Genomic DNA, 18,466 nt, shown 5'->3' with positions numbered 1-18,466 from the left:
GGCCCTGGTCGACATGGCCACGCCGTCCAGCGGCGAGCTGAGAGGGTCCACTCGACTGGTCGCTCTGGCCGAGCGCTTTGTCGCGGAGAAGCGTGACTCCGGCCTTGCAGCTGGATCGGTCGCGACCTACGAGCAGGTGTTGAAGTCGATCATCGTCCCGCGGATCGGAGACCTGCGGCTCGACGAGGCGACGCCCGGCCGGCTGCAGCAGTTCTTCACCGCCGTCGCGAAGGAGCACGGGCACGGCCAGGCGAAGACATGCCGATCCGTCCTCTCGGGCATGTTAGGCATGGCGGTCCGCGTGGACGCGCTCCGATCGAATCCGGTCAGTCAGGTCGCTCGAATCCGTCACCGCCAGTCCCACGCTTCGAGCGCCTTGGCGCTTGACGCAGTACCGGGGTTCATCGAAACGGTGCTGTCGGACCCGGTCCTCACGCAGTTGGACGTCGGTCAGATCCTGGCGTTCATGGTGCTCACCGGGTGCCGAGTGGGGGAGGCCCTCGGGTTGCTGTGGTCGGACGTCGACTTCGTCACGGGCAAGGTCACGCTCAACGGCACGGCAGTGCGGGTGCCGGGTGGTGGCGTGATGAACCAGCGTCACGGCAAGACCGCGGCGTCCACGAGAACCATCTCCGTGCCGCCTCGCGCGCTCCGAATACTTGAGTCCAGGCAGCGGAACGCAGACGTGGTCTTCCCGTCGGTGAGGATGCGGGTCCGCGATCCGGTGAACGTCGAGAACATCTGGCGACAGAACCGTGGCCGCCTGGGCTTCGAGGAAGTGACCACCCATGCGCTCCGGAAGACCGCCGCCACCGGACTTGATGTCGCCGGCATGAGCGCTCGTGGGATCGCGGAATATCTGGGCCATGCGAAGCCCTCTCTGACCCAGGACGTGTACATGAGCCGCAACGTCGGCAGCTCGGCGGCGGCGGAACATCTCGAGCGAATGTTCGGAGTAAATACGGAGTTGCCCTCGGGCCCGAATCCGTAACTTGCCCCTGATCAGGCTTCTTGCGCCCCGAGCAGGACTCGAACCTGCAACCTACGGATTAGAAGGCCGTTGCTCTATCCATTGAGCTATCGGGGCATGAGGGGCCGAGTTTAGTGACGAGGGACGATGTCGTCCCCGGTCCTCGTGCGGTCGCGCACGGCGGAAGCCGACATCGGCGGGGGCGTCTTCGAGAGGTCGATGTCCCGCGTCACGTCGGCCTCGTCGTCGTAGGTGTCCAGCCAAGCCGGCACCGGCTGCTTCTGCGACGGCGCCGGCTGCTCGTCGACGGTCGCCGGGACCGCCACGGCGGCGGGTGCCTCAGCCGACGCCGGCTCCGGCGATGGCGCGGCAGCGGGAGCGGGAGCGGGGGCGTCCTGCTCGGCAGGGGCGGCCGCAGCTGCAGCCGCGGCGGCCTCGGCTCGGGCATGCCGTGAGTGCTCGAGGCGCGCGTCCTCACCCGACCGATCCAGTGAGTCGAGCCGCGTGCGCTGCACGAGCACCGGTTCGGTGCTCGGCGGCGGGTCGGCCGCCGGGGGAGCGGCTTCGGCCTGGGCTACGGGCTGCTCCCGGGCCGGCTCGTCGCGGCGGTTCTGCTCGCGCGCGGAGACCGGCTCGGGCTGGTTCTCGATGCGGTCCCTGTGCGTCTTCAGCCGGGCAGCGACGGCGGCGCTGCCGGTCGCGTCGTCCGCCCCCTGCCCGTCGGGAGCACCGGCCGGGGCCGCGGGAGCGGCGGCAGGAGCAGGTGCCGCGACCTTCCGAGGAGCGGCCTCCGGGGGAGCGGATCGGGTGATCCCCGCCTTCGTGCGGCGGGCGTCCCGCTCCGCGCCGAGCCGTTCGATGTCCTCCGCGAACAGGCGCTTCGCTCGGCCCGGACGGGCGACCCAGGCGAGCAGCCGCTCGCGCACCTCGTCCGCCTCCGCCGTGCCCTGCCGGACCGGCGAGGAACCCGACCGCTCGATCGCGTCGAGCCGTAGCGATGCCCAGTCCGCCGCGAGCGCCGAGCCCTTGGGTCGAGCGAGCCGCAGACGGATGTCGGCCTCGGTGCGGAGCCGGTCGATCCGCTCGTCCTCGACACGATCGGTGGACCCGCCCGCTCGGACGCGAGCCGCCTCGACGAGTGCCGCAACGGATCCGGCGACCGCGTCGCGATCCGCCCGGGTGAGCAGCGCGCGCACCGCCCCTCTCGCGATCAGGGCCGCGATCAGGCCCGCGACGATGATCGCGACCGCGGGGATGACGGCGCTGTACAGCACACGCTGCCCTGCAGCCGACTGGAACCAGGCGACGAACGCGTCCCACATGGGGCCAGGGTACCGAGCGCCCATGACACGCCGATGAACGCCGGTCGAGGGCTGCCGATGCCGGGGAACAAGGGCCTTCCGGGCAGGGTTGACGCACGTGGGCGCCGGTGCGGCGCCCGACGACAGGAGATCCATCCATGGAAACGTTCGTGCTCGCCGGCGGCTGCTTCTGGTGCCTCGACGCGGTCTACCGGTCCCTCGACGGCGTCGTCGACGTCGTCTCCGGCTACACCGGCGGCCGCCTCAAGAACCCGAGCTACGAGGCCGTCTGCACCGGGATGACCGGGCACGCGGAGGCGGTCGAGGTCACCTTCGACCCCGACGTGATCCCGCGCGAGGTCATCCTCGACGTGTTCTTCACGCTCCACGACCCGCGGCAGCTGAACCGCCAGGGCAACGACGTCGGCACCCAGTACCGGTCGGCGATGTTCTACAAGGACGAGGAGCAGAAGGCGCTGTTCCAGTCCGCGATCGAGCGCGCCGCCGACATCTGGGACGGCCGGATCGTCACCGAGCTGGCGCCGCTCGGCGAGTACTACCGGGCCGAGGAGTACCACCAGGACTTCTTCGCGAAGAACCCGAACCAGGGCTACTGCCTCGCCGTGGCGCTGCCCAAGGTGAACAAGGTGCGGAAGTCCTACGCCCGGTACGTCAAGGCGGCCTGACGCCGAATCCGCTCCTCCACAGCCCGTCCGCGCGGCCCGTTCTCCCCAGGGAGACGGGCCGCGCGCCCGTTCCGGCCCTGGAACGTGCACCCTCCTCGTGGATCCGCGCTCCGGTTCACGGCACGGATGCGGAGCGCGGATCCGGTCGCGGCAGGGTGCCGCGTGCGAGATGAGGGAGCAGCAGATGGCCGATCGGATCACCGTCGTCGGGGCCCTCGGGACCGACCCCGAGGAACGCAGCACGAGCCGCGGAGCGGTGGTGCAGTTCCGGGTCGCGTCGACCGACCGCCGCCGGGACGCGCAGGGCAACTGGTCGGACGGCCAGACGAGCTGGTACCGGGTCAACGCCTGGGGCGAGCTCGGGAAGAACGCGCTCGCATCGTTGCGGAAGGGCCAGCGCGTCATCGTCGCCGGCGACCTCTCGGTCAGCGAGTGGGACGGCGCCGACGGCCACAAGAACCGGTCGATCGAGATCCGCGCGGTGTCCCTCGGCCACGACCTCACGTTCGGCGTGAGCCGCTTCGAGCGGATGCAGCGGGGCCAGCAGGCGCCGGCCGGGATCGACACGGGGAGCACGCCGACCCAGGCGCCCGTCCAGCAGCCGCGGCCGGCCGCTCCCGCCGCGCCGCCCGTCGACCACAGCGGCGAGTGGGGCGTCTCCGCGATCGGGGCCCCGTCGACCGAGCCCTCGGAGCGAGTCGAGGACCCGTCGTGGGTGGACGCCCCGTTCTGAGCCCGACCGGCCGACAGGGGCGCCCGAATTAGACTGGGCGGTATGGCGGAGTACATCTACCAGATGGTCCGTGCCCGCAAGGCGCACGGCGACAAGCTGATCCTCGACGACGTGACGATGTCGTTCTTCCCCGGCGCGAAGATCGGCGTCGTCGGACCGAACGGCGCGGGCAAATCCACGATCCTCAAGATCATGGCGGGCCTCGACACCCCGTCGAACGGGGAGGCCAAGCTCACGCCCGGCTACACCGTCGGCATCCTGATGCAGGAGCCCGAGCTCGACGAGTCGAAGACGGTGCTCGAGAACGTGCAGGACGGCGTCGCCGAGCTGCGCGCGAAGATCGAGCGGTTCAACCAGATCGGCGAGGAGTACGCCGACCCGGACGCGGACTACGACGCGCTCGGTGCCGAGATGGCGAAGCTGCAGGACGAGATCGACGCCGCCAACGGCTGGGACCTCGACTCGCAGCTCGAGCAGGCGATGGACGCCCTGCGCACCCCGCCCGGCGACGCCAAGGTCGAGTTCCTCTCCGGCGGAGAGAAGCGCCGCGTCGCGCTCTGCAAGCTGCTCCTGCAGCAGCCGGACCTCCTGCTGCTCGACGAGCCCACGAACCACCTCGACGCCGAGAGCGTGCTCTGGCTCGAGCAGCACCTGTCGAAGTACCCCGGCGCCGTGCTCGCCGTCACCCACGACCGGTACTTCCTCGACCACGTCGCCCAGTGGATCGCGGAGGTCGACCGCGGCCGCCTCTACCCCTACGAGGGCAACTACTCGACCTACCTCGAGAAGAAGCAGGAGCGCCTCCAGGTCCAGGGCAAGAAGGACCAGAAGCTCGCCAAGCGCCTCTCCGACGAGCTCGAGTGGGTGCGCTCCAACGCGAAGGGCCGCCAGGCGAAGTCGAAGGCGCGCCTCGCCCGCTACGAGGAGATGGTCACGGAGGCCGAGCGCACGCGGAAGCTCGACTTCGAGGAGATCCAGATCCCGGTGGGTCCGCGCCTCGGCTCCCAGGTCATCGACGCGAAGAAGCTGCAGAAGGGCTTCGACGGGCGGGTGCTCATCGACGGGCTCTCGTTCACCCTGCCGCGGAACGGCATCGTCGGCGTGATCGGCCCGAACGGCGTCGGCAAGACCACGCTCTTCAAGACGATCGTCGGCCTCGAGCCGCTCGACGCCGGCGACCTCACGATCGGCAGCACGGTCGACATCTCCTACGTCGACCAGTCGCGCGGCGGCATCGACCCGAAGAAGACGCTCTGGGAGGTCGTGTCCGACGGGCTCGACTACATCCAGGTCGGCAAGACCGAGGTGCCGTCGCGCGCCTACGTCTCGACCTTCGGCTTCAAGGGCCCGGACCAGCAGAAGCCGGCCGGCGTGCTCTCCGGCGGCGAGCGGAACCGGCTGAACCTCGCCCTCACGCTGAAGCAGGGCGGCAACCTCCTACTGCTCGACGAGCCCACCAACGACCTCGACGTGGAGACGCTGTCGAGCCTCGAGAACGCGCTGCTCGAGTTCCCGGGCTGCGCCGTCGTGATCACCCACGATCGGTGGTTCCTCGACCGCATCGCGACGCACATCCTCAGCTACGAGGGCACCGCGGAGCAGCCGGGCAACTGGTACTGGTTCGAGGGCAACTTCCAGGCCTACGAGGAGAACAAGGCGGAGCGGCTCGGACCCGAGTCGGTCGGCGTCGGCCGCGGGGTGTACCGCAAGCTCACCCGCGTCTGACCCATGCGCCTGCACGTGGCGGTCCCGCTCCGCTGGAGCGACATCGACGCGTACGCGCATGTCAACAACGCCGCGATGCTGCACCTCCTCGAGGAGGTGCGCATCGAGGCGTTCTGGGTCACCGGTGAGGACGCGGACTCGACCGACCACGTCGGTCCCCGCGTGCTCGACGGGCGTCCGGGCGCGGATACCCTCGCGCTGATCGCGCGGCAGGAGGTCGAGTACCTCCAGCCGATCCCGTTCCAGCGGGCGCCGCTCGATGCCGAGGTGTGGATCAGCCGGATCGGCGGGGCGAGCCTCGAGCTGAACTACGAGATCTACACGCCCATGGGCGTCGAGCCGCGGCTGCTGTACACGCGGGCGGCGACGACCCTCGTGCTCGCGAACGCCAGCGACTCGAAGCCCCGGCGCATCACCGCCGCCGAGAAGGCGGCCTGGGCGCCGTACGTCGAGGAGCCGGTGGGCTTCACGCGCCGCTGACCCCTCCGCCCTCAGCAGAGCGGCTGTCGCGCCCCTCCTCATTCGCGCGGATCCGGAGAAATCGGACGACACGCCGCGGTTGGGGCGCGAAGCCCGGCGTGTCGCGCATGAACTCCGGAACGGCGCGATGTAGATCAGGCTGAGGAAGCCCCGGGGATGCGGACCATGCCCTCCTGCGCCACGGATGCCACGAGCTCGCCGTCCCGGGTGAAGATCCGGCCGAGGGACAGGCCGCGACCGCCGCTCGCGCTGGGCGACTCCTGCACGTAGACGAGCCACTCGTCCACCCGCACGGGCCGGTGCCACCACATGGCGTGGTCGAGGCTCGCGGCCTTCAGCCCGGGGGTCGCCCAGGCGATGCCGTGCCGCCGGAAGGTGGGCTCGAGGATCGTGTAGTCGCTCGCGTAGGCGAGCGCCGCGCGGTGCAGCGCCGGGTCGTCGGGCAGGTCGCCGATCGCCTTGAGCCAGACGGCCTGGTGCGCGACGTGCTCCCCATCCGCCGAGAGGAAGACGGGCGACTCGACGTGCCGCATGTCGAACGGCCGGCTGCTGGCCCAGTACTGCGCCATCGGATGGTCGACGGCGGCGAGGGCGGTCCGCTCGTCGGGCAGGTCCTCCGGCTGGGGCAGATCGGCGGGCATCGCGGCCTGGTGCTCGAGCCCCGAGTCCTCGGTCTGGAACGAGGCGATCATCGACAGGATCGGCACCCCGTGCTGGTATGCCTGGGTGCGGCGGGTCGAGAACGAGCGGCCGTCGTGGATCCGGTCCACGGCCAGCGTGATCGGGGCCTCCACGTCGCCCGGGCGCAGGAAGTAGCCGTGCATCGAGTGGATGTGCCGGCCCTCGGGCGCGGTGCGCGCCGCCGCGACCACGGACTGGGCGAGCACCTGGCCGCCGAAGAGGCGGCCGGCGGGGCTCCACTGGGGCGTCCCGGTGAAGATGTCCTCGGACGTGCGGGCTCCGGTGTCGACCAGGTCGAGCGCCGCGAGCATCCCGGCGAGCGGGTCCATCTGCTGCTCCTCGCGTCAGGTGCGGCACCGTGGCCGCGGGGATGGTGCGGGGTAAGTTTATTGGCGCTCATGGACCGCACCCTCGACCTGCCTGACACCGCGGCGCTCGCCGACCTGCAGACGTACCTCGGCCGCGCGGACGCCGTCGAGCGGGCATCCGTCCGGCTCGTCGGCGGAGCGGGCGTGCTCGCCGTCTACACCGCCGTGCTCTACCCGTCCGGGCTGCTCGACGACACCCCGACCGTGCTCGGGCTGCGCACCGTCGGCATCGACCCGTCGCAGGAGCTCGACGTCGTCGTCCCCATCGCCTCGCTCGTCGAGCGGATGAACCGGGCCGGGGATGACGCGACCTCGGACCTCGTGCGCGTCGGCATCCCCGCCGAGGTGAACACCGTCACGTGGGCGGGCGTCGCCCCTCCCCGCAGCGGATGGCTGCCCGTCGGCCAGACGCAGGCCGACGTGCTCACCGAGGTGGCGAAGGCCGGGATCGTCGAGGTCGCGGAGGCGCTGCCGGCGGATGCGGGGGAGCCGATCGTGCGGCGCGTGCGGGCGGACGTCTGGAGCAGGCCGATCGAGGGCGCCGAGCACGTGCCGGGCGGCGCTGCCTTCGCGGCGCACAGCCTGGGGTTCCTGATGGACCCGCTCGAGCAGATCCCCATCTACGACTCCGGCCCCTGGACGCGCCTCAGCACCGAGCGCGGGCACATCCTCGTGAAGCGCCGCGCCTGGTCGCTCCAGGGCAGCTGACCGTCGCGAGCCCTCATCCAGGCGTCGCCCACGAGGTGGGTTGCCACTTCTGGCCCTCGAAGCGTCTCGTGAAGGGCCAGAAGTGGCAACTCACGTGGTGGATGGCCGGCCGCAGCGAGAAGCGAGAAGCGAGCCGCGCGTCCGCGTGTGGCATGGGACCCTCCCACTGGGGCTGGAGGGACGGGTGGGGCGCTCGTAGCCTGCCGAGGTGACCGAGCAGCAGACCGTGCGGGCGGCGGCCTCCGTGCTGCCCGTCGCACCGATCGCGGCCGGTTCGGCGTCCCGGCTGCTCGCGATCGCGCTCCTCGTGGTCGCGGGGCTCGGCGTCGGCCGCTTCGTGATGCGGCTGGCGGGACTCGCCGTGCTGCTCGGCGTCGTGCTCGCCACGGTCGGCGCGCTCGCCGGCGGCCTGCTCGTGCTGCGCGCGATGCTCGCGCACTGACGCGCGGTCAGTCCTCGAAGGTGTTCACCATGGCGAAGGCCGCTCGCTCGAGGTAGGCCCACAGCTCCGCCTCGTAGAGCGGCGGCAGCTCGATCGCGTCCACAGCGGCGCGCATGTGCGTGAGCCACCGGTCGCGTTGCGCGGGATTCACCTTGAACGGCATGTGCCGCATCCGCAGCCGCGGGTGCCCGCGCTGCTCGCTGTACGTGCCGGGTCCGCCCCAGTACTGCTCCAGGAAGCCGGTGAGCCGCTGGATCGCACCCTCGAGGTTCTGCTCGGGGTAGATCGCGACCAGTTCCGGGTCGCTCGCGACGCCCGCGTAGAAGGTGCGGACGAGCTTCTCGAACGTCGGCCGGCCACCCACCGCGGCCCAGAAGGAGCCGTCGGTCGTGGCGACGGCGTCCTCAGCGGCCATCGGAGCCGTCCGACGGGGCGGCCGGACCGCTGGTCCCCGAGGCGCCGTGCGCGCCGGATGCACCCCGCGCGCCGGATCGCGGCCGCACGGTCGGCGCGGTCGGCTGCGGTGGCGCGGACTGCAGGGCGGCCGCCTGCTGGGCTGCGGGATCCGCGGCACGGGGAGGGCGCGTGCGTGGGGTCCGGCGCGAGACGGGCCCGGTGCTCGGCGGCCGGACGCCGCGCAGGGCGCCGGCGAGCTCGAACCGGTCGAGCGGTGCGCTGCTGATCGACGCCGCCTGCACGCCGCCGGCCACGAGTGCCTCGTGCAGGTGCACGCGCAGCGACCACGCGACGTCGTCGCGGGTGTTCACGCGCGTACGGACCACGAGCCGCAGCACGACGCCGTCGGGGGTGACGGACTCGATGCCCCACAGCTCCGGCTTCTCGGCGATGTACGGCGCCCACTGCGGATCCGAGAGCACCTGCGTCGCCGTGGCGAGCATCCGCTCCTGGACCGCGTCGACGTCGACATCCTTCGGCACGGTCACGTCGACGATCGCGCGCGACCAGCCCTGCGACAGGTTGCCGACGCGGGTGAGCTCGCCGTTGCGCACGTACCAGAGCACGCCGTTCGCGTCGCGGATCTGCGTGACGCGGATGCCGACGGCCTCCACGACGCCGCTCGCCAGGTCGGTGTTCACGATGTCCCCGACACCGAGCTGGTCGTCGGCGACCATGAAGAGGCCGGTGAGCACGTCCTTCACGATGTTCTGCGCGCCGAAGCCGAGGCCGGCGCCCAACGCGGCGGTGATCAGGGAGAACGCTGCGGTGATCTGCGCGTTGATGACCGTGACGATGTAGAGGATCGCCACGATCACGACCACCGCGGACACGAGGTTGTTCAGCACCGAGCCGAGCGTGCGCGTGCGCGCCACGAGCCGTGCCGCCGCGACCGGAGAAGCGAGCAGGGCCTGGGTGTCCTGTGCGCGCTGCCGGCGCTTGACCCCGGACACGACCCGCTCGACGAAGACGCCGACGATGCGGTGCGCGATGAGGCGCACCAGCAGCGCGACGATGACGATGAGCACGATCTGGATGACGTGCCAGAGCACGTCGCCCCAGGTCGAGGCCCAGAAGGCCTCCCAGTCCGACTTCACCGCCTGGGTCGTCGCGGACTGCAGCACGGCGGAGAGCCCGTCAGTCACGCGCATCCCGCGCCTGCGCCGCGAGCGCACGCTGCACCCCGGCCATGTTCTCGACGACCACCCGGCGCAGCGCCGTGGGCTCCGGATGCGCCTCGAGCCACTGCTGCGCCGCGGAGACGAGCCGCCGGTCGGCGAGCGGCGCCGGGAACAGCCCGCGGGCCAGCGCCTCGGCGATCGCGTAGCTGCGGTCGGCCCACAGCTGCTCGATCACGCCGAAGTACTCCTCGACGTAGGGCTCGAGCAGCGAGAGGTCGGCAGCGCGGCGGAACCCGAGGCAGGTGGCCCGCACCGTCGCGTTCGGCAGCGCCGCGGAGTCGACCACGGACGCCCAGGCGGCGCGCTTGCCCTCCGCCGTCGGGATGGTGGCGCGGGCGTGCGCGGCGGACTCGCGGCCGGTGGCCGTGTCGTCGGCGGCGAGGGTCGCGGTGATCTCCGCCTCGCCGGCCTTGCCGCCCGCGACGAGCGCGATGAGCAGCTCCCAGCGCAGGTCGGTGTCGACCGAGAGGCCGTCGAGGGTCTCGCTGCCGGAGAGGAGGCCGTGCACCGCCTGCAGCTGCTCGTCGGTGCGGGCCAGCGCGGCGAGGTTCTTCGCGAACTGGAACTGCGCATCCGATCCGGGCTCGGCCTGCCGCAGCAGGGCGAGCACGCCGTCGCCGAGCGCGACGAGGGTCTCCTCGCGGATCTCCGGCGCCACGTAGCTCGACGCGGCGACCGCGGCCTGCTGCAGCACCGTGCGCAGCGTGGTCGACTCGGTCTCGCTGCCGACGTTGTTCAGCACGAGCCGCACGAAGTCGCGCGGGCGCGCCTCGGCGTCGCGGGTCGCGTCCCACACCGAGCCCCAGACCAGCGAGCGGGCCAGCGGCGACTCGATCGTCGCGAGGTGCGCGATCGCGGTCTCGAGGCTCTCCTCGTCGAGGCGGATCTTGGCGTAGGCGAGGTCGTCGTCGTTCAGCAGCACGAGCGCCGGGCGGCGCTTGCCGACGGCCTCGGCCACATCCGTGCTCTCGCCGGCGACGTCGAGCTCGAAGCGCTCCGTGCGAACGAGCCGCTCACCCTGCAGCTCGTAGAAGCCGACAGCGAGGCGGTGCGGGCGGATGGTGGGCTGGGCCTCGCTCGCGGTCTGCCGGATCGTGAAGCCCGTGATCCAGCCGTTCTCGTCGATGTCGATCTCGGGCGTCAGCGTGTTCACGCCCGCGGTCTCGAGCCAGGAGGCGCTCCACGAGGTGAGGTCGCGGCCGCTCGTGGCCTCGAGCTCGACGAGCAGGTCGCGCAGCTCGGTGTTGCCGAAGGCGTGCTTGCGGAAGTAGTTGCCGACGCCGGCGAGGAAGGGCTCGCGGCCGACCCAGGCGTCGAGCTGCTTCAGCACGCTGGCGCCCTTCGCGTACGTGATCCCGTCGAAGTTCACCTGCACGGCCTCGAGGTCGGGGATGTCCGCGACGATCGGATGCGTCGAGGGCAGCTGGTCCTGCGTGTAGCCCCAGCTCTTCTCCATGATGTTGAAGGTCGTCCAGGCCTCGGTCCACTCGGTGGCCTCGGCGGTCGCGAGGGTGGAGATGTACTCGGCGAACGACTCGTTCAGCCAGAGGTCGTTCCACCACTTCATGGTCACGAGGTCGCCGAACCACATGTGGGCGAGCTCGTGCAGGATCGTGACGACCCGGCGCTCCTTCACCGCATCCGACACCTTCGAGCGGAAGACGTAGGCCTCCACGAACGTGACGGCGCCCGCGTTCTCCATCGCGCCCGCGTTGTACTCCGGCACGAAGAGCTGGTCGTACTTGTCGAACGGGTACGGCACCCCGAAGATCCGCTCGAAGAACTCGAAGCCCTTCTTCGTGATGTCGAAGACGTAGTCCGCGTCGAGGTGGTCGAACAGCGAGGCGCGGGCGAAGGCGCCGAGCGGGATGGTGCGCCCGTCCGAGCTCGTCAGCTCGTCACGCACCACGCGGTACGGGCCGGCGATCAGGGCCGTGATGTAGGAGGAGAGCCGCGGGGTGGGCTCGAAGCGCCAGGTGGCGACGTCGCCGTCGACCTCGGGCTCGGGCGTCGGCTGGTTGGAGACGACCTCCCAGCGGGCGGGCGCCGTGATCGTGAACCGGAACGTGGCCTTGAGGTCGGGCTGCTCGAAGACCGCGAACATGCGGCGGGAGTCCGGCACCTCGAACTGCGAGTAGAGGTAGACCTCGTCGTCGACCGGGTCGACGAAGCGGTGCAGGCCCTCGCCGGTGTTCGTGTACATCGCGTCGGCGACGATCGTGAGCTCGTTCTCGGCCTGCAGGTCGGGCAGCTTGATGCGGATGCCGTCGCTGACCTCGGCCGGGTCGAGGGCGGTGCCGTTCAGGGTCACCGAGTGCACGGTCTTGGTGATCGCGTCGATGAAGGTGGAGGCGCCGGGGGTGCCGGTGAAGCGCACGGTCGTGGTCGAGCCGAAGACCTCGGCGCCGCGCGTGAGGTCGAGCTCGACGTCGTAGGCGGACGGCTGGACGAGTCCGGCGCGCTCCTGCGCCTCGACGCGGGTGAGGTTCTCTCCGGGCATGTGACGCTCCTCGTGTTCGCGGGACCGGGGAGGCCGGATGGGGCCTCGACCTGATCGGTACGGCCGACAACCCTACTGACGCCCGCTGGCCCCATCGGTCGGTGTCGAGGCTCTGCCGAGCGGATTCATCCCTCCCACCGATCCGGCTCATCCATCGCGCGGATCCGGAGAAACCGGACGACACGCCGCGCCTGGCGCGCCGGACGCGGCGTGTCGGCCAAGAACTCCGGAACGGCGCGATCAGCCGGCCGCGTCCGAAGGCGGAGGGAGGCGTCGACGCGGCCCGGACGCACGCGAGACGCCGTCCTAGACTCGCGACATGCGCGTCCATATCGGGACCGACCACGCCGGCCTCGACTTCAGCCGGCACCTGCAGGAGCACCTCGAGGCGGCCGGGCACGAGGTCGTCGACCACGGCCCCACCTCGTACGAGCCGCTCGACGACTACCCGTCCTTCTGCATCAACGCGGCGCTCGGCGTCGTCGACGACCAGGCGAAGGGCGTCGAGACGCTCGGCGTCGTCTTCGGCGGCTCCGGCAACGGCGAGCAGATCGCCGCGAACAAGGTGCGTGGCATACGCGCGGCCCTGATCTGGAACGAGTCGACCGCCCTGCTCGCCCGGCAGCACAACGACGCGAACGTCTGCGCGATCGGCGCCCGCCAGCACACGCTCGAGGAGGCGATGCACCTCATCGACCTGTTCCTCGCCGAGCCCTTCTCGAAGGAGGAACGGCACGCGCGCCGGATCGCGCAGCTGGCGGAGTACGAGAACACCGGCGACATCGCCGGGCATCCCATAGATGACCCGGGGCACGCGCGTGCCTGAGGGGCACTCCATCCATCGCATCGCGATGCAGTTCCGCCGCAACTTCGTCGGTGACCGGGTCGCGGCCTCGAGCCCGCAGGGCCGCTTCGCCGCCGGGGCCGCGGAGCTCGACGGCCGGCGGATGATCGGCGCCAGTGCGATCGGCAAGCACCTGCTGCTCGAGTTCGAAGGGGACCGCATCCTGCACGTGCACCTCGGTCTCTACGGCGCGTGGGACTTCGCCGGCGAGATCGAGGCCGACGCAACCCTCGCCTCGGCCAACGGGCGGATGGGGCAGACGAACCAGCGCGGCACCTTCGTCGATCAGGTGGCCGGCGACGACGCGTTCGTGCCCGACGCGCTGCCCGAGTCGAGCCTCAACTCGATGGGCGCGCCGCGGCGCACGCGGCTGCGGATGGCGGAGTCGGAGAAGGGCGAGGACGTCGAGCTCGTCGACTTCCCGCCCGAGCCGATCGGGCAGGTGCGGCTGCGGCTGCTCACCGAGCGCGCCGTCGCGGACCTCCGCGGGCCCACCGCGTGCGAGGTGTTCGACCCGCAGCAGGTCGCGAAGCTCATCACGAAGCTCGGGCCCGACCCGATGCACGACTCCGGCAAGGCGGCGGAGGACCGGTTCGTGGCCGCGGTGCGCAAGTCGGCGACCCCGATCGGCCTGCAGCTGATGGATCAGAGCGTCGTCGCCGGGATCGGCAACGTGTACCGGGCCGAGCTGCTGTTCCGCGCCCGCCTCAATCCGCACACCCCCGGCAAGGACCTCTCCCCGCAGACCCTGCGCAAGCTCTGGCGCGACTGGGCGCACCTGCTCGAGATCGGCGTACGGACGGGCCAGATGATGACCCGCGACGACCTCGACACCGAGGAGGCGTACCGGCGGGCGATGGCCAGCCGCGAGGAGCGGCACTACGTCTACAAGCGCACCGGCGAGCGCAGCCCTCGAGGCCGCGGCCAGGTCGTCATGGAGGAGATGGGCGGCCGCAACCTCTACTGGGCGCCGGGCTGGCAGACGCTGCCGAAGCCGAAGCCCGCGGAGCGCTGACATGCGGCAGAACCCGAGCTTCTCCCTGGCGGATCCGGCGGCGATCAAGCAGCTGATCAGGGACAACCCGTGGGCGACGATCGTGTCGGACACCGCGGATGGCCTCGTCGCGTCGCACTACCCGGTCGTCGTCGACGAGGACCGGGAGGAGCTGAGCATCCTCACGCACGTCGGCCGTCCCGACGACCTGGTGCACGAGCTCGGGCGGCACGAGCTGCTCGTCGTGATCCAGGGCCCCCACGGGTACATCTCGCCGTCCTGGTACGACGCGAACCCGGCCGTGCCGACCTGGAACTTCGTGGCGGCGCACCTGCGCGGCGTTCCCGAGATCCTGTCGGCGGAGGAGAACTTCGCCGTGCTCGGCAGGCTCGTCGACCACTTCGAGGACCGCGTTCCCGAACCCCGGCGGATGCTCGCCGACCCCGCGGATGCGGCGTACGCCGAGCGGCTCCAGTCCGGCACGGTGGGGATGCGGCTCACCCCGACGTCCGTCACCGCGAAGTCGAAGCTGAGCCAGAACCGTCCGACCCACATCGTCGACTCGGTGATCGAGCACCTCGAGGGCGACGGCCCGTACGCGCAGCCGGCGCTCGCCGCGCTGATGCGGGAGGCGCGGCAGCGGCGTGCCTGACCTGCTCCTGCGGCGCTGCCTCGTCAGCGACGCCGTCGTCGACGTGCGCCTCGCCGGTGGCCGGATCGCCGCGATCGCTCCCGAAATCGAGGCGGATGGCGCGGAGGTCCTCGACGCCGACGGACGCCGCCTCCTGCACGGCCTCTGGGACGAGCACGTGCACGTCACCCAGGCCGCGCTCGCGAGCACCTGGCTGTCGCTCGGCACGGCTGCATCCGCCGCCGCGGCCGCGGCGCTCGTCCGCACCGCCGCGGCGGCGCTGCCCGCCGGCCGCCCGCTCGTCGGGCTCGGCTTCCGCGACGGGGTCTGGCCCGACCTGCCGACCCGCGCGCTGCTCGACGCCGCCGCGGGGGAGCGGCCGGTCGTGCTGCAGAGCCACGACATCCACGCGGTCTGGCTGAACAGCGCCGCCGGCCGCAGCTTCGGCGTGGACCTCGACGAGTCGGGTCTGCTGCGCGAGGACGCCGCGTTCGCCGTCTCGCGCGCCGTCCGCCGGCTGAGCGACGCGGATGCGGATGCGGCCGTCGCCGGCCTCGCCACCCGCGCGGCCCGCTCCGGTGTCGTCGGGGTCGTCGACTTCGAGATGGCTTGGAACGCCGAGAGCTGGGCAAGGCGCGCGGCCGCCGGGTTCGACGCGCTGCGCATCGAGGCGGCCGTCTACGCCGCGGACCTCGACCGGGCCGAGGCGCAGGGGCTGCGCACGGGCGACCCGATCGACGAGCGCGGCCTGATCAGCGTGGGCCCGATGAAGGCGCTCGCCGACGGCGCCCTGAACACCCGCACGGCCTATACCGCCGATGCCTATCCCGACGGCGGCCACGGCCTGCTGACGATCCCGGGGGAGCGGCTCCGCGACCTGCTCCGCCGCGCGTCCGCCGTCGGGCTCGTGCCCGCCATCCACGCGATCGGCGACGCGGCCGTCACGGAGGTGCTCGACGCCTACGCCGCGACCGGCGCGCACGGCAGGATCGAGCACGCGCAGCTCGTCGCGGACGCCGACCTGCCGCGATTCGCGGCGCTCGGGGTGACCGCGAGCGTGCAGCCGGCGCACCTGCTCGACGACCGCGACGTCGCCGAGCAGCACTGGCCGGGCCGCACCGGCCGCACCTACCCGTTCCGCTCGCTGCTCGACGCGGGCGCCACGCTCGTGTTCGGGTCGGATGCGCCGGTGGCGTCCCTCGACCCGTGGCTGGCGATCGGCGCGGCCGTCCACCGCACCGACGACGACCAGCCGCCGTGGCATCCGGAGCAGCGCATCACCGTCGATGAGGCGCTCGCCGCGGCGACGCGCGGCCGCCCTCATCCGCAGGTCGGCGACGCCGCGGACCTCGTGCTTATCGACCTGCCGCCCGAGCGGATGAGCGCCGACGCGGTCGCGGCCACGCTCGTCGGCGGCCGGTTCACGCACCGGGCGATCTGAGCGGCTGCGGCCTCAGTGCTGCGGCTCGTCGTCGGGGAAGCCCTCCTCCAACGACTCGTGCTCGTCGGGGTCCTCGTTCCCGGTCATGCCGCCGTGGCCGGCCAGCCGGTCGAGGCGCCGTCTGAGGTCGGCGATCACCGCCTCGACGTCAGGCAGGTCCACGTCGTCGACCTCCTCGTCGTGGCTCTCGGTGAGGGTGATCTGGCTCGCCGGTCCCAGCAGCACGGTCGCCTGCTCGGCTGCGCCCTCGCGGGCGACCGGCAGCACGACGGTGTCGGCGGTGCCGGAGCGCGCCAGCTGCCGGGCGTAGTCGGTCAGGAGGTCGGCGAGCCGCCCGTCCGTGACAAGCGTGTCCGTCCCCATCGAGATGCGCTTCACGCCCGTTCCTTCCGCCCGCTGCTGACGACTCTGCATGGACGGTCGCAACGAAGCCTGGAAGGCGGATGAGCGCCGGGCGGCTCTCCGTCCCTCGCCGGGCGGGGAGGTCCGGTACCCTGATCCGGCCGCGGTCCGCCGCGACGCGGGGATGTAGCTCAATGGCAGAGCCTCAGTCTTCCAAACTGATGGTGCGGGTTCGATTCCCGTCATCCCCTCCGAATGCGGCGTTCGGACCGGCTCTTCGTCGGCTTCGGGCCTGGGGCGAGAGGTCCGTCAGGCCTCAAGCGGCTCGGGACTGGGGTGCGCAGGTTCGCTCGCGCTTCGACGTTCCCGCGCAGTGTCGGCGTCTCTCGAATGATCAGGGGGTGGAGGCATCTTTGCCTCCACCCCCTGATCTCGATCAGTCGTTCAGATGCGCGATGGCGTAGTCGGCCTGCGCCTGCGTGAACTTCTCGCCGTAAGAGCTCGTGAGCTGATCGTGGATCGAGGCAGAGGACATGTGCTGCTGCTCTCGGTAGTCCTTGGCCTTCGCCAGGGCGTTGGCGTTCCAGTCGGCCTTCACGTGATCGACGGCGTACTGGCCGGCCTTCTTGGAGAACTGCTCGCCGTACTGGCTGGTCAGCTGGTTGTAGAGGCCCAGCTTGCTCATGTACTGCTGGTCGTTGTAGTCCTGCGCCGACGCGAGGGCGGCCAGGTATTCGGCGGGGACAGCAGGCGCCGCGGGCGCCGATGAGTCTCCCGCAGGAGCAGCAGATGCCGCAGCCTGGCTCGCGGGGAGGGTGCTCGTCTTCACGACCTTCAGGGTCACGGTGGAGTCGGCGGCGACCTTGGTACCTGCGGCGGGGCTCTGCCCCGTCACGGTCCAGTTGGCCGAGAGCAGGACCGTGTCGTTGCCGGCATCGAAGTTCACGATCAGATTCGCCTCCTTGATCGTGGCCTTTGCCACGTCCCCTTCCTTACCGACGACGTCGGGCACGGCGATGTCGCTCGGCGCAGCAGCAGGAGTCGTCGTGGCCGCTGCTGCCGGCTGGGCGGTGTCCGTCGGCGCTGAGGACGGTGCGATCGCGACCGTGTCGGAGGACGGGGAACCCGAAACGGCGCTCACCACGTTGGTGACCGCAGTCGCGGGCCCGGCGACGAGAGCGATGAGTCCGACGATGAGCCCTGCAATCGCGAAGCCTTTGGGGAGCTGAGGCCGCGTGAGTCCGACGATCGCGAGGATCACTGCCACGCCCGCCACGATCCACGTGACGAAGCCGAGGAACCAGATGGAGCCCAGGACCAAGGCGACGATCGCGATGATGAGGGCGGTTCGCGCGGTCTTGTTGACGGGTTTCGCGGGCTGAGGGGAAACGGGGGTTGGGGCAGTCACGGCGAGGAACATAGGTTCGACCGCGGCCGACTCCAGGGATGTGGGATCGGCGACACGCCCGCGTGCCCGGGGAAGCGGGGGTCGCTCGAAACGGGCCTTTTCAGGGGGCGAGGATGCCCTGTACGTCCTTCTCCCGCAGCCCACCCGGAAGTCCTCCAGTCAACCCCCTGAAACCGCTCGGCCCTTCTGCCTACGGTTTCCGGATGAAGCACGTGACCATGGCGGAGAAGTCGTTCCTCGTCGGCGACGACGTCGCCGACCTCCTGATCCGCTACGCGGCGCTCCTCGGCAAGGTGGGCAGCGCCGACAGCGTGAGCATCCGCTCGCTCGGCATCGACGGCGAGCTCGTCGAGGCGCTGTTCCTGCTCAACTCCGGCACCGTGCTGATGGCGGAGAGCACCCACTCCAAGCTGCCCGAGCCGGACAACAGCGACGCGATCCAGTACATGCGGGACCAGATCGAGAAGTACGACTCCTATGCGCTGCCGCAGGACGAGTCGGAGACCGAGACGCCGCAGGACGCATGACGCCGGCGCACCGGCCGCCTCACAGGTGGGGCGCGAGTAGAACGGAGC

Annotated in this window: 19 protein-coding genes and 2 tRNA genes; 13 read left to right on the top strand and 8 right to left on the bottom strand. The window is 71.2% G+C overall.

Going from position 1 to position 18,466, the window contains the following annotated elements; genetic code table 11:
- Positions 1-991, top strand: a 991-nt coding sequence (locus tag VIG76_RS11825) for a tyrosine-type recombinase/integrase (protein ID WP_331954360.1), incomplete at its 5' end; no start/stop codon positions are given.
- Between the two features lie 23 nt (positions 992-1,014).
- On the opposite strand, the gene VIG76_RS11820 is transcribed toward VIG76_RS11825, so the two are convergent.
- A tRNA-Arg gene (locus VIG76_RS11820) sits at positions 1,015-1,087 on the bottom strand.
- A 14-nt stretch (positions 1,088-1,101) separates the two neighbouring features.
- Entirely contained in the window at positions 1,102-2,292 is a 1,191-nt protein-coding gene (locus VIG76_RS11815; protein WP_331954358.1) for a hypothetical protein, read from the bottom strand.
- 137 nt (positions 2,293-2,429) lie between these two features.
- On the opposite strand from VIG76_RS11815, the gene msrA reads away from it, so the two are divergent.
- The 4 genes from msrA to VIG76_RS11795 all read left to right on the top strand — a co-directional run bounded on the left by msrA (position 2,430) and on the right by VIG76_RS11795 (position 5,895).
- Entirely contained in the window at positions 2,430-2,957 is a 528-nt protein-coding gene (gene msrA / locus VIG76_RS11810; protein WP_331954356.1) for a peptide-methionine (S)-S-oxide reductase MsrA, read from the top strand.
- Between the two features lie 184 nt (positions 2,958-3,141).
- On the top strand, positions 3,142-3,690 hold the full coding sequence (locus VIG76_RS11805) for a single-stranded DNA-binding protein (RefSeq protein ID WP_331954354.1): 549 nt from the start codon (positions 3,142-3,144) through the stop codon (positions 3,688-3,690).
- Between the two features lie 42 nt (positions 3,691-3,732).
- Complete coding sequence (gene ettA / locus VIG76_RS11800; RefSeq protein WP_331954352.1) at positions 3,733-5,415, top strand: energy-dependent translational throttle protein EttA; 1,683 nt, start codon at positions 3,733-3,735, stop codon at positions 5,413-5,415.
- A gap of 3 nt (positions 5,416-5,418) precedes the next feature.
- Positions 5,419-5,895 (top strand): acyl-CoA thioesterase, encoded by a 477-nt coding sequence (locus tag VIG76_RS11795; RefSeq protein ID WP_331954350.1) that lies wholly within the window; start codon positions 5,419-5,421, stop codon positions 5,893-5,895.
- A 134-nt stretch (positions 5,896-6,029) separates the two neighbouring features.
- On the opposite strand, the gene VIG76_RS11790 is transcribed toward VIG76_RS11795, so the two are convergent.
- Positions 6,030-6,905, bottom strand: coding sequence for an acyl-CoA thioesterase (locus tag VIG76_RS11790; RefSeq protein ID WP_331954348.1), 876 nt, complete (start codon positions 6,903-6,905; stop codon positions 6,030-6,032).
- Positions 6,906-6,974: 69 nt separating this feature from the next.
- Here VIG76_RS11790 and VIG76_RS11785 point away from each other — a divergent pair, with 69 nt between their 5' ends.
- Together VIG76_RS11785 and VIG76_RS11780 are read left to right on the top strand one after the other, a co-directional pair.
- Positions 6,975-7,652 carry a DUF8185 domain-containing protein gene (locus VIG76_RS11785; protein ID WP_331954346.1) on the top strand — a complete coding sequence of 226 codons (678 nt, stop codon included), beginning with the start codon at positions 6,975-6,977 and terminating at the stop codon, positions 7,650-7,652.
- Between the two features lie 208 nt (positions 7,653-7,860).
- Complete coding sequence (locus tag VIG76_RS11780) at positions 7,861-8,094, top strand: hypothetical protein (RefSeq protein WP_331954344.1); 234 nt, start codon at positions 7,861-7,863, stop codon at positions 8,092-8,094.
- A gap of 7 nt (positions 8,095-8,101) precedes the next feature.
- Here VIG76_RS11780 and VIG76_RS11775 read toward each other — a convergent pair whose 3' ends face one another.
- The 3 genes from VIG76_RS11775 to pepN are packed head-to-tail and all read right to left on the bottom strand — an operon-like array spanning position 8,102 to position 12,231.
- Positions 8,102-8,509, bottom strand: a complete 408-nt coding sequence (locus tag VIG76_RS11775) for a globin (RefSeq protein WP_331954342.1) — start codon at positions 8,507-8,509, stop codon at positions 8,102-8,104.
- Positions 8,499-9,695, bottom strand: a complete 1,197-nt coding sequence (locus VIG76_RS11770) for a mechanosensitive ion channel family protein (RefSeq protein ID WP_331954340.1) — start codon at positions 9,693-9,695, stop codon at positions 8,499-8,501. Before VIG76_RS11770 ends, VIG76_RS11775 begins: the two co-directional genes overlap by 11 nt.
- Positions 9,688-12,231, bottom strand: coding sequence for an aminopeptidase N (gene pepN / locus VIG76_RS11765; RefSeq protein ID WP_331954338.1), 2,544 nt, complete (start codon positions 12,229-12,231; stop codon positions 9,688-9,690). The genes VIG76_RS11770 and pepN overlap by 8 nt, the downstream gene beginning before the upstream one ends.
- Positions 12,232-12,550: 319 nt before the next feature.
- Here pepN and VIG76_RS11760 point away from each other — a divergent pair, with 319 nt between their 5' ends.
- From VIG76_RS11760 to VIG76_RS11745, 4 genes are read left to right on the top strand one after another with little or no spacing between them, the layout of a single operon-like run.
- Positions 12,551-13,057, top strand: coding sequence for a ribose-5-phosphate isomerase (locus VIG76_RS11760; RefSeq protein WP_331954336.1), 507 nt, complete (start codon positions 12,551-12,553; stop codon positions 13,055-13,057).
- Positions 13,050-14,090, top strand: coding sequence for an Fpg/Nei family DNA glycosylase (locus VIG76_RS11755; protein ID WP_331954362.1), 1,041 nt, complete (start codon positions 13,050-13,052; stop codon positions 14,088-14,090). Before VIG76_RS11760 ends, VIG76_RS11755 begins: the two co-directional genes overlap by 8 nt.
- A 1-nt stretch (position 14,091) precedes the next feature.
- Complete coding sequence (locus VIG76_RS11750; RefSeq protein ID WP_331954334.1) at positions 14,092-14,721, top strand: FMN-binding negative transcriptional regulator; 630 nt, start codon at positions 14,092-14,094, stop codon at positions 14,719-14,721.
- Complete coding sequence (locus VIG76_RS11745; RefSeq protein ID WP_331954332.1) at positions 14,714-16,141, top strand: amidohydrolase; 1,428 nt, start codon at positions 14,714-14,716, stop codon at positions 16,139-16,141. Before VIG76_RS11750 ends, VIG76_RS11745 begins: the two co-directional genes overlap by 8 nt.
- Positions 16,142-16,153: 12 nt before the next feature.
- On the opposite strand, the gene VIG76_RS11740 is transcribed toward VIG76_RS11745, so the two are convergent.
- Complete coding sequence (locus tag VIG76_RS11740; RefSeq protein ID WP_331954330.1) at positions 16,154-16,519, bottom strand: hypothetical protein; 366 nt, start codon at positions 16,517-16,519, stop codon at positions 16,154-16,156.
- 144 nt (positions 16,520-16,663) lie between these two features.
- On the opposite strand from VIG76_RS11740, the gene VIG76_RS11735 reads away from it, so the two are divergent.
- Positions 16,664-16,734: transfer RNA gene (locus tag VIG76_RS11735), tRNA-Gly, on the top strand.
- Between the two features lie 185 nt (positions 16,735-16,919).
- Here VIG76_RS11735 and VIG76_RS11730 read toward each other — a convergent pair.
- Positions 16,920-17,903: an Ltp family lipoprotein gene (locus VIG76_RS11730; protein WP_331954328.1), complete on the bottom strand. Its 984-nt coding sequence runs from the start codon at positions 17,901-17,903 to the stop codon at positions 16,920-16,922.
- A 191-nt stretch (positions 17,904-18,094) separates the two neighbouring features.
- On the opposite strand from VIG76_RS11730, the gene VIG76_RS11725 reads away from it, so the two are divergent.
- Complete coding sequence (locus VIG76_RS11725) at positions 18,095-18,418, top strand: hypothetical protein (RefSeq protein WP_331954326.1); 324 nt, start codon at positions 18,095-18,097, stop codon at positions 18,416-18,418.
- Positions 18,419-18,466: the final 48 nt, after the last annotated feature.

It is taken from the genome of Amnibacterium sp., from assembly GCF_036559085.1.
In the GTDB taxonomy this organism is placed as follows: Bacteria; Actinomycetota; Actinomycetes; order Actinomycetales; family Microbacteriaceae; genus Amnibacterium.
This window is presented reverse-complemented; position numbering and strand designations above follow the sequence as displayed.

Excerpts from the sequence above, each read along its gene's own strand:
- ettA (WP_331954352.1), top strand. The coding sequence starts at position 3,733 with ATGGCGGAGTACATCTACCAGATGGTCCGTGCCCGCAAGGCGCACGGC.
- VIG76_RS11790 (WP_331954348.1), bottom strand. The coding sequence starts at position 6,905 with ATGGACCCGCTCGCCGGGATGCTCGCGGCGCTCGACCTGGTCGACACC.
- VIG76_RS11775 (WP_331954342.1), bottom strand. The coding sequence starts at position 8,509 with ATGGCCGCTGAGGACGCCGTCGCCACGACCGACGGCTCCTTCTGGGCC.
- msrA (WP_331954356.1), top strand. The coding sequence starts at position 2,430 with ATGGAAACGTTCGTGCTCGCCGGCGGCTGCTTCTGGTGCCTCGACGCG.
- VIG76_RS11760 (WP_331954336.1), top strand. The coding sequence starts at position 12,551 with ATGCGCGTCCATATCGGGACCGACCACGCCGGCCTCGACTTCAGCCGG.
- VIG76_RS11785 (WP_331954346.1), top strand. The coding sequence starts at position 6,975 with ATGGACCGCACCCTCGACCTGCCTGACACCGCGGCGCTCGCCGACCTG.
- VIG76_RS11750 (WP_331954334.1), top strand. The coding sequence starts at position 14,092 with ATGCGGCAGAACCCGAGCTTCTCCCTGGCGGATCCGGCGGCGATCAAG.
- VIG76_RS11730 (WP_331954328.1), bottom strand. The coding sequence starts at position 17,903 with ATGTTCCTCGCCGTGACTGCCCCAACCCCCGTTTCCCCTCAGCCCGCG.
- pepN (WP_331954338.1), bottom strand. The coding sequence starts at position 12,231 with ATGCCCGGAGAGAACCTCACCCGCGTCGAGGCGCAGGAGCGCGCCGGA.
- VIG76_RS11725 (WP_331954326.1), top strand. The coding sequence starts at position 18,095 with ATGAAGCACGTGACCATGGCGGAGAAGTCGTTCCTCGTCGGCGACGAC.
- VIG76_RS11815 (WP_331954358.1), bottom strand. The coding sequence starts at position 2,292 with ATGTGGGACGCGTTCGTCGCCTGGTTCCAGTCGGCTGCAGGGCAGCGT.
- VIG76_RS11805 (WP_331954354.1), top strand. The coding sequence starts at position 3,142 with ATGGCCGATCGGATCACCGTCGTCGGGGCCCTCGGGACCGACCCCGAG.
- VIG76_RS11795 (WP_331954350.1), top strand. The coding sequence starts at position 5,419 with ATGCGCCTGCACGTGGCGGTCCCGCTCCGCTGGAGCGACATCGACGCG.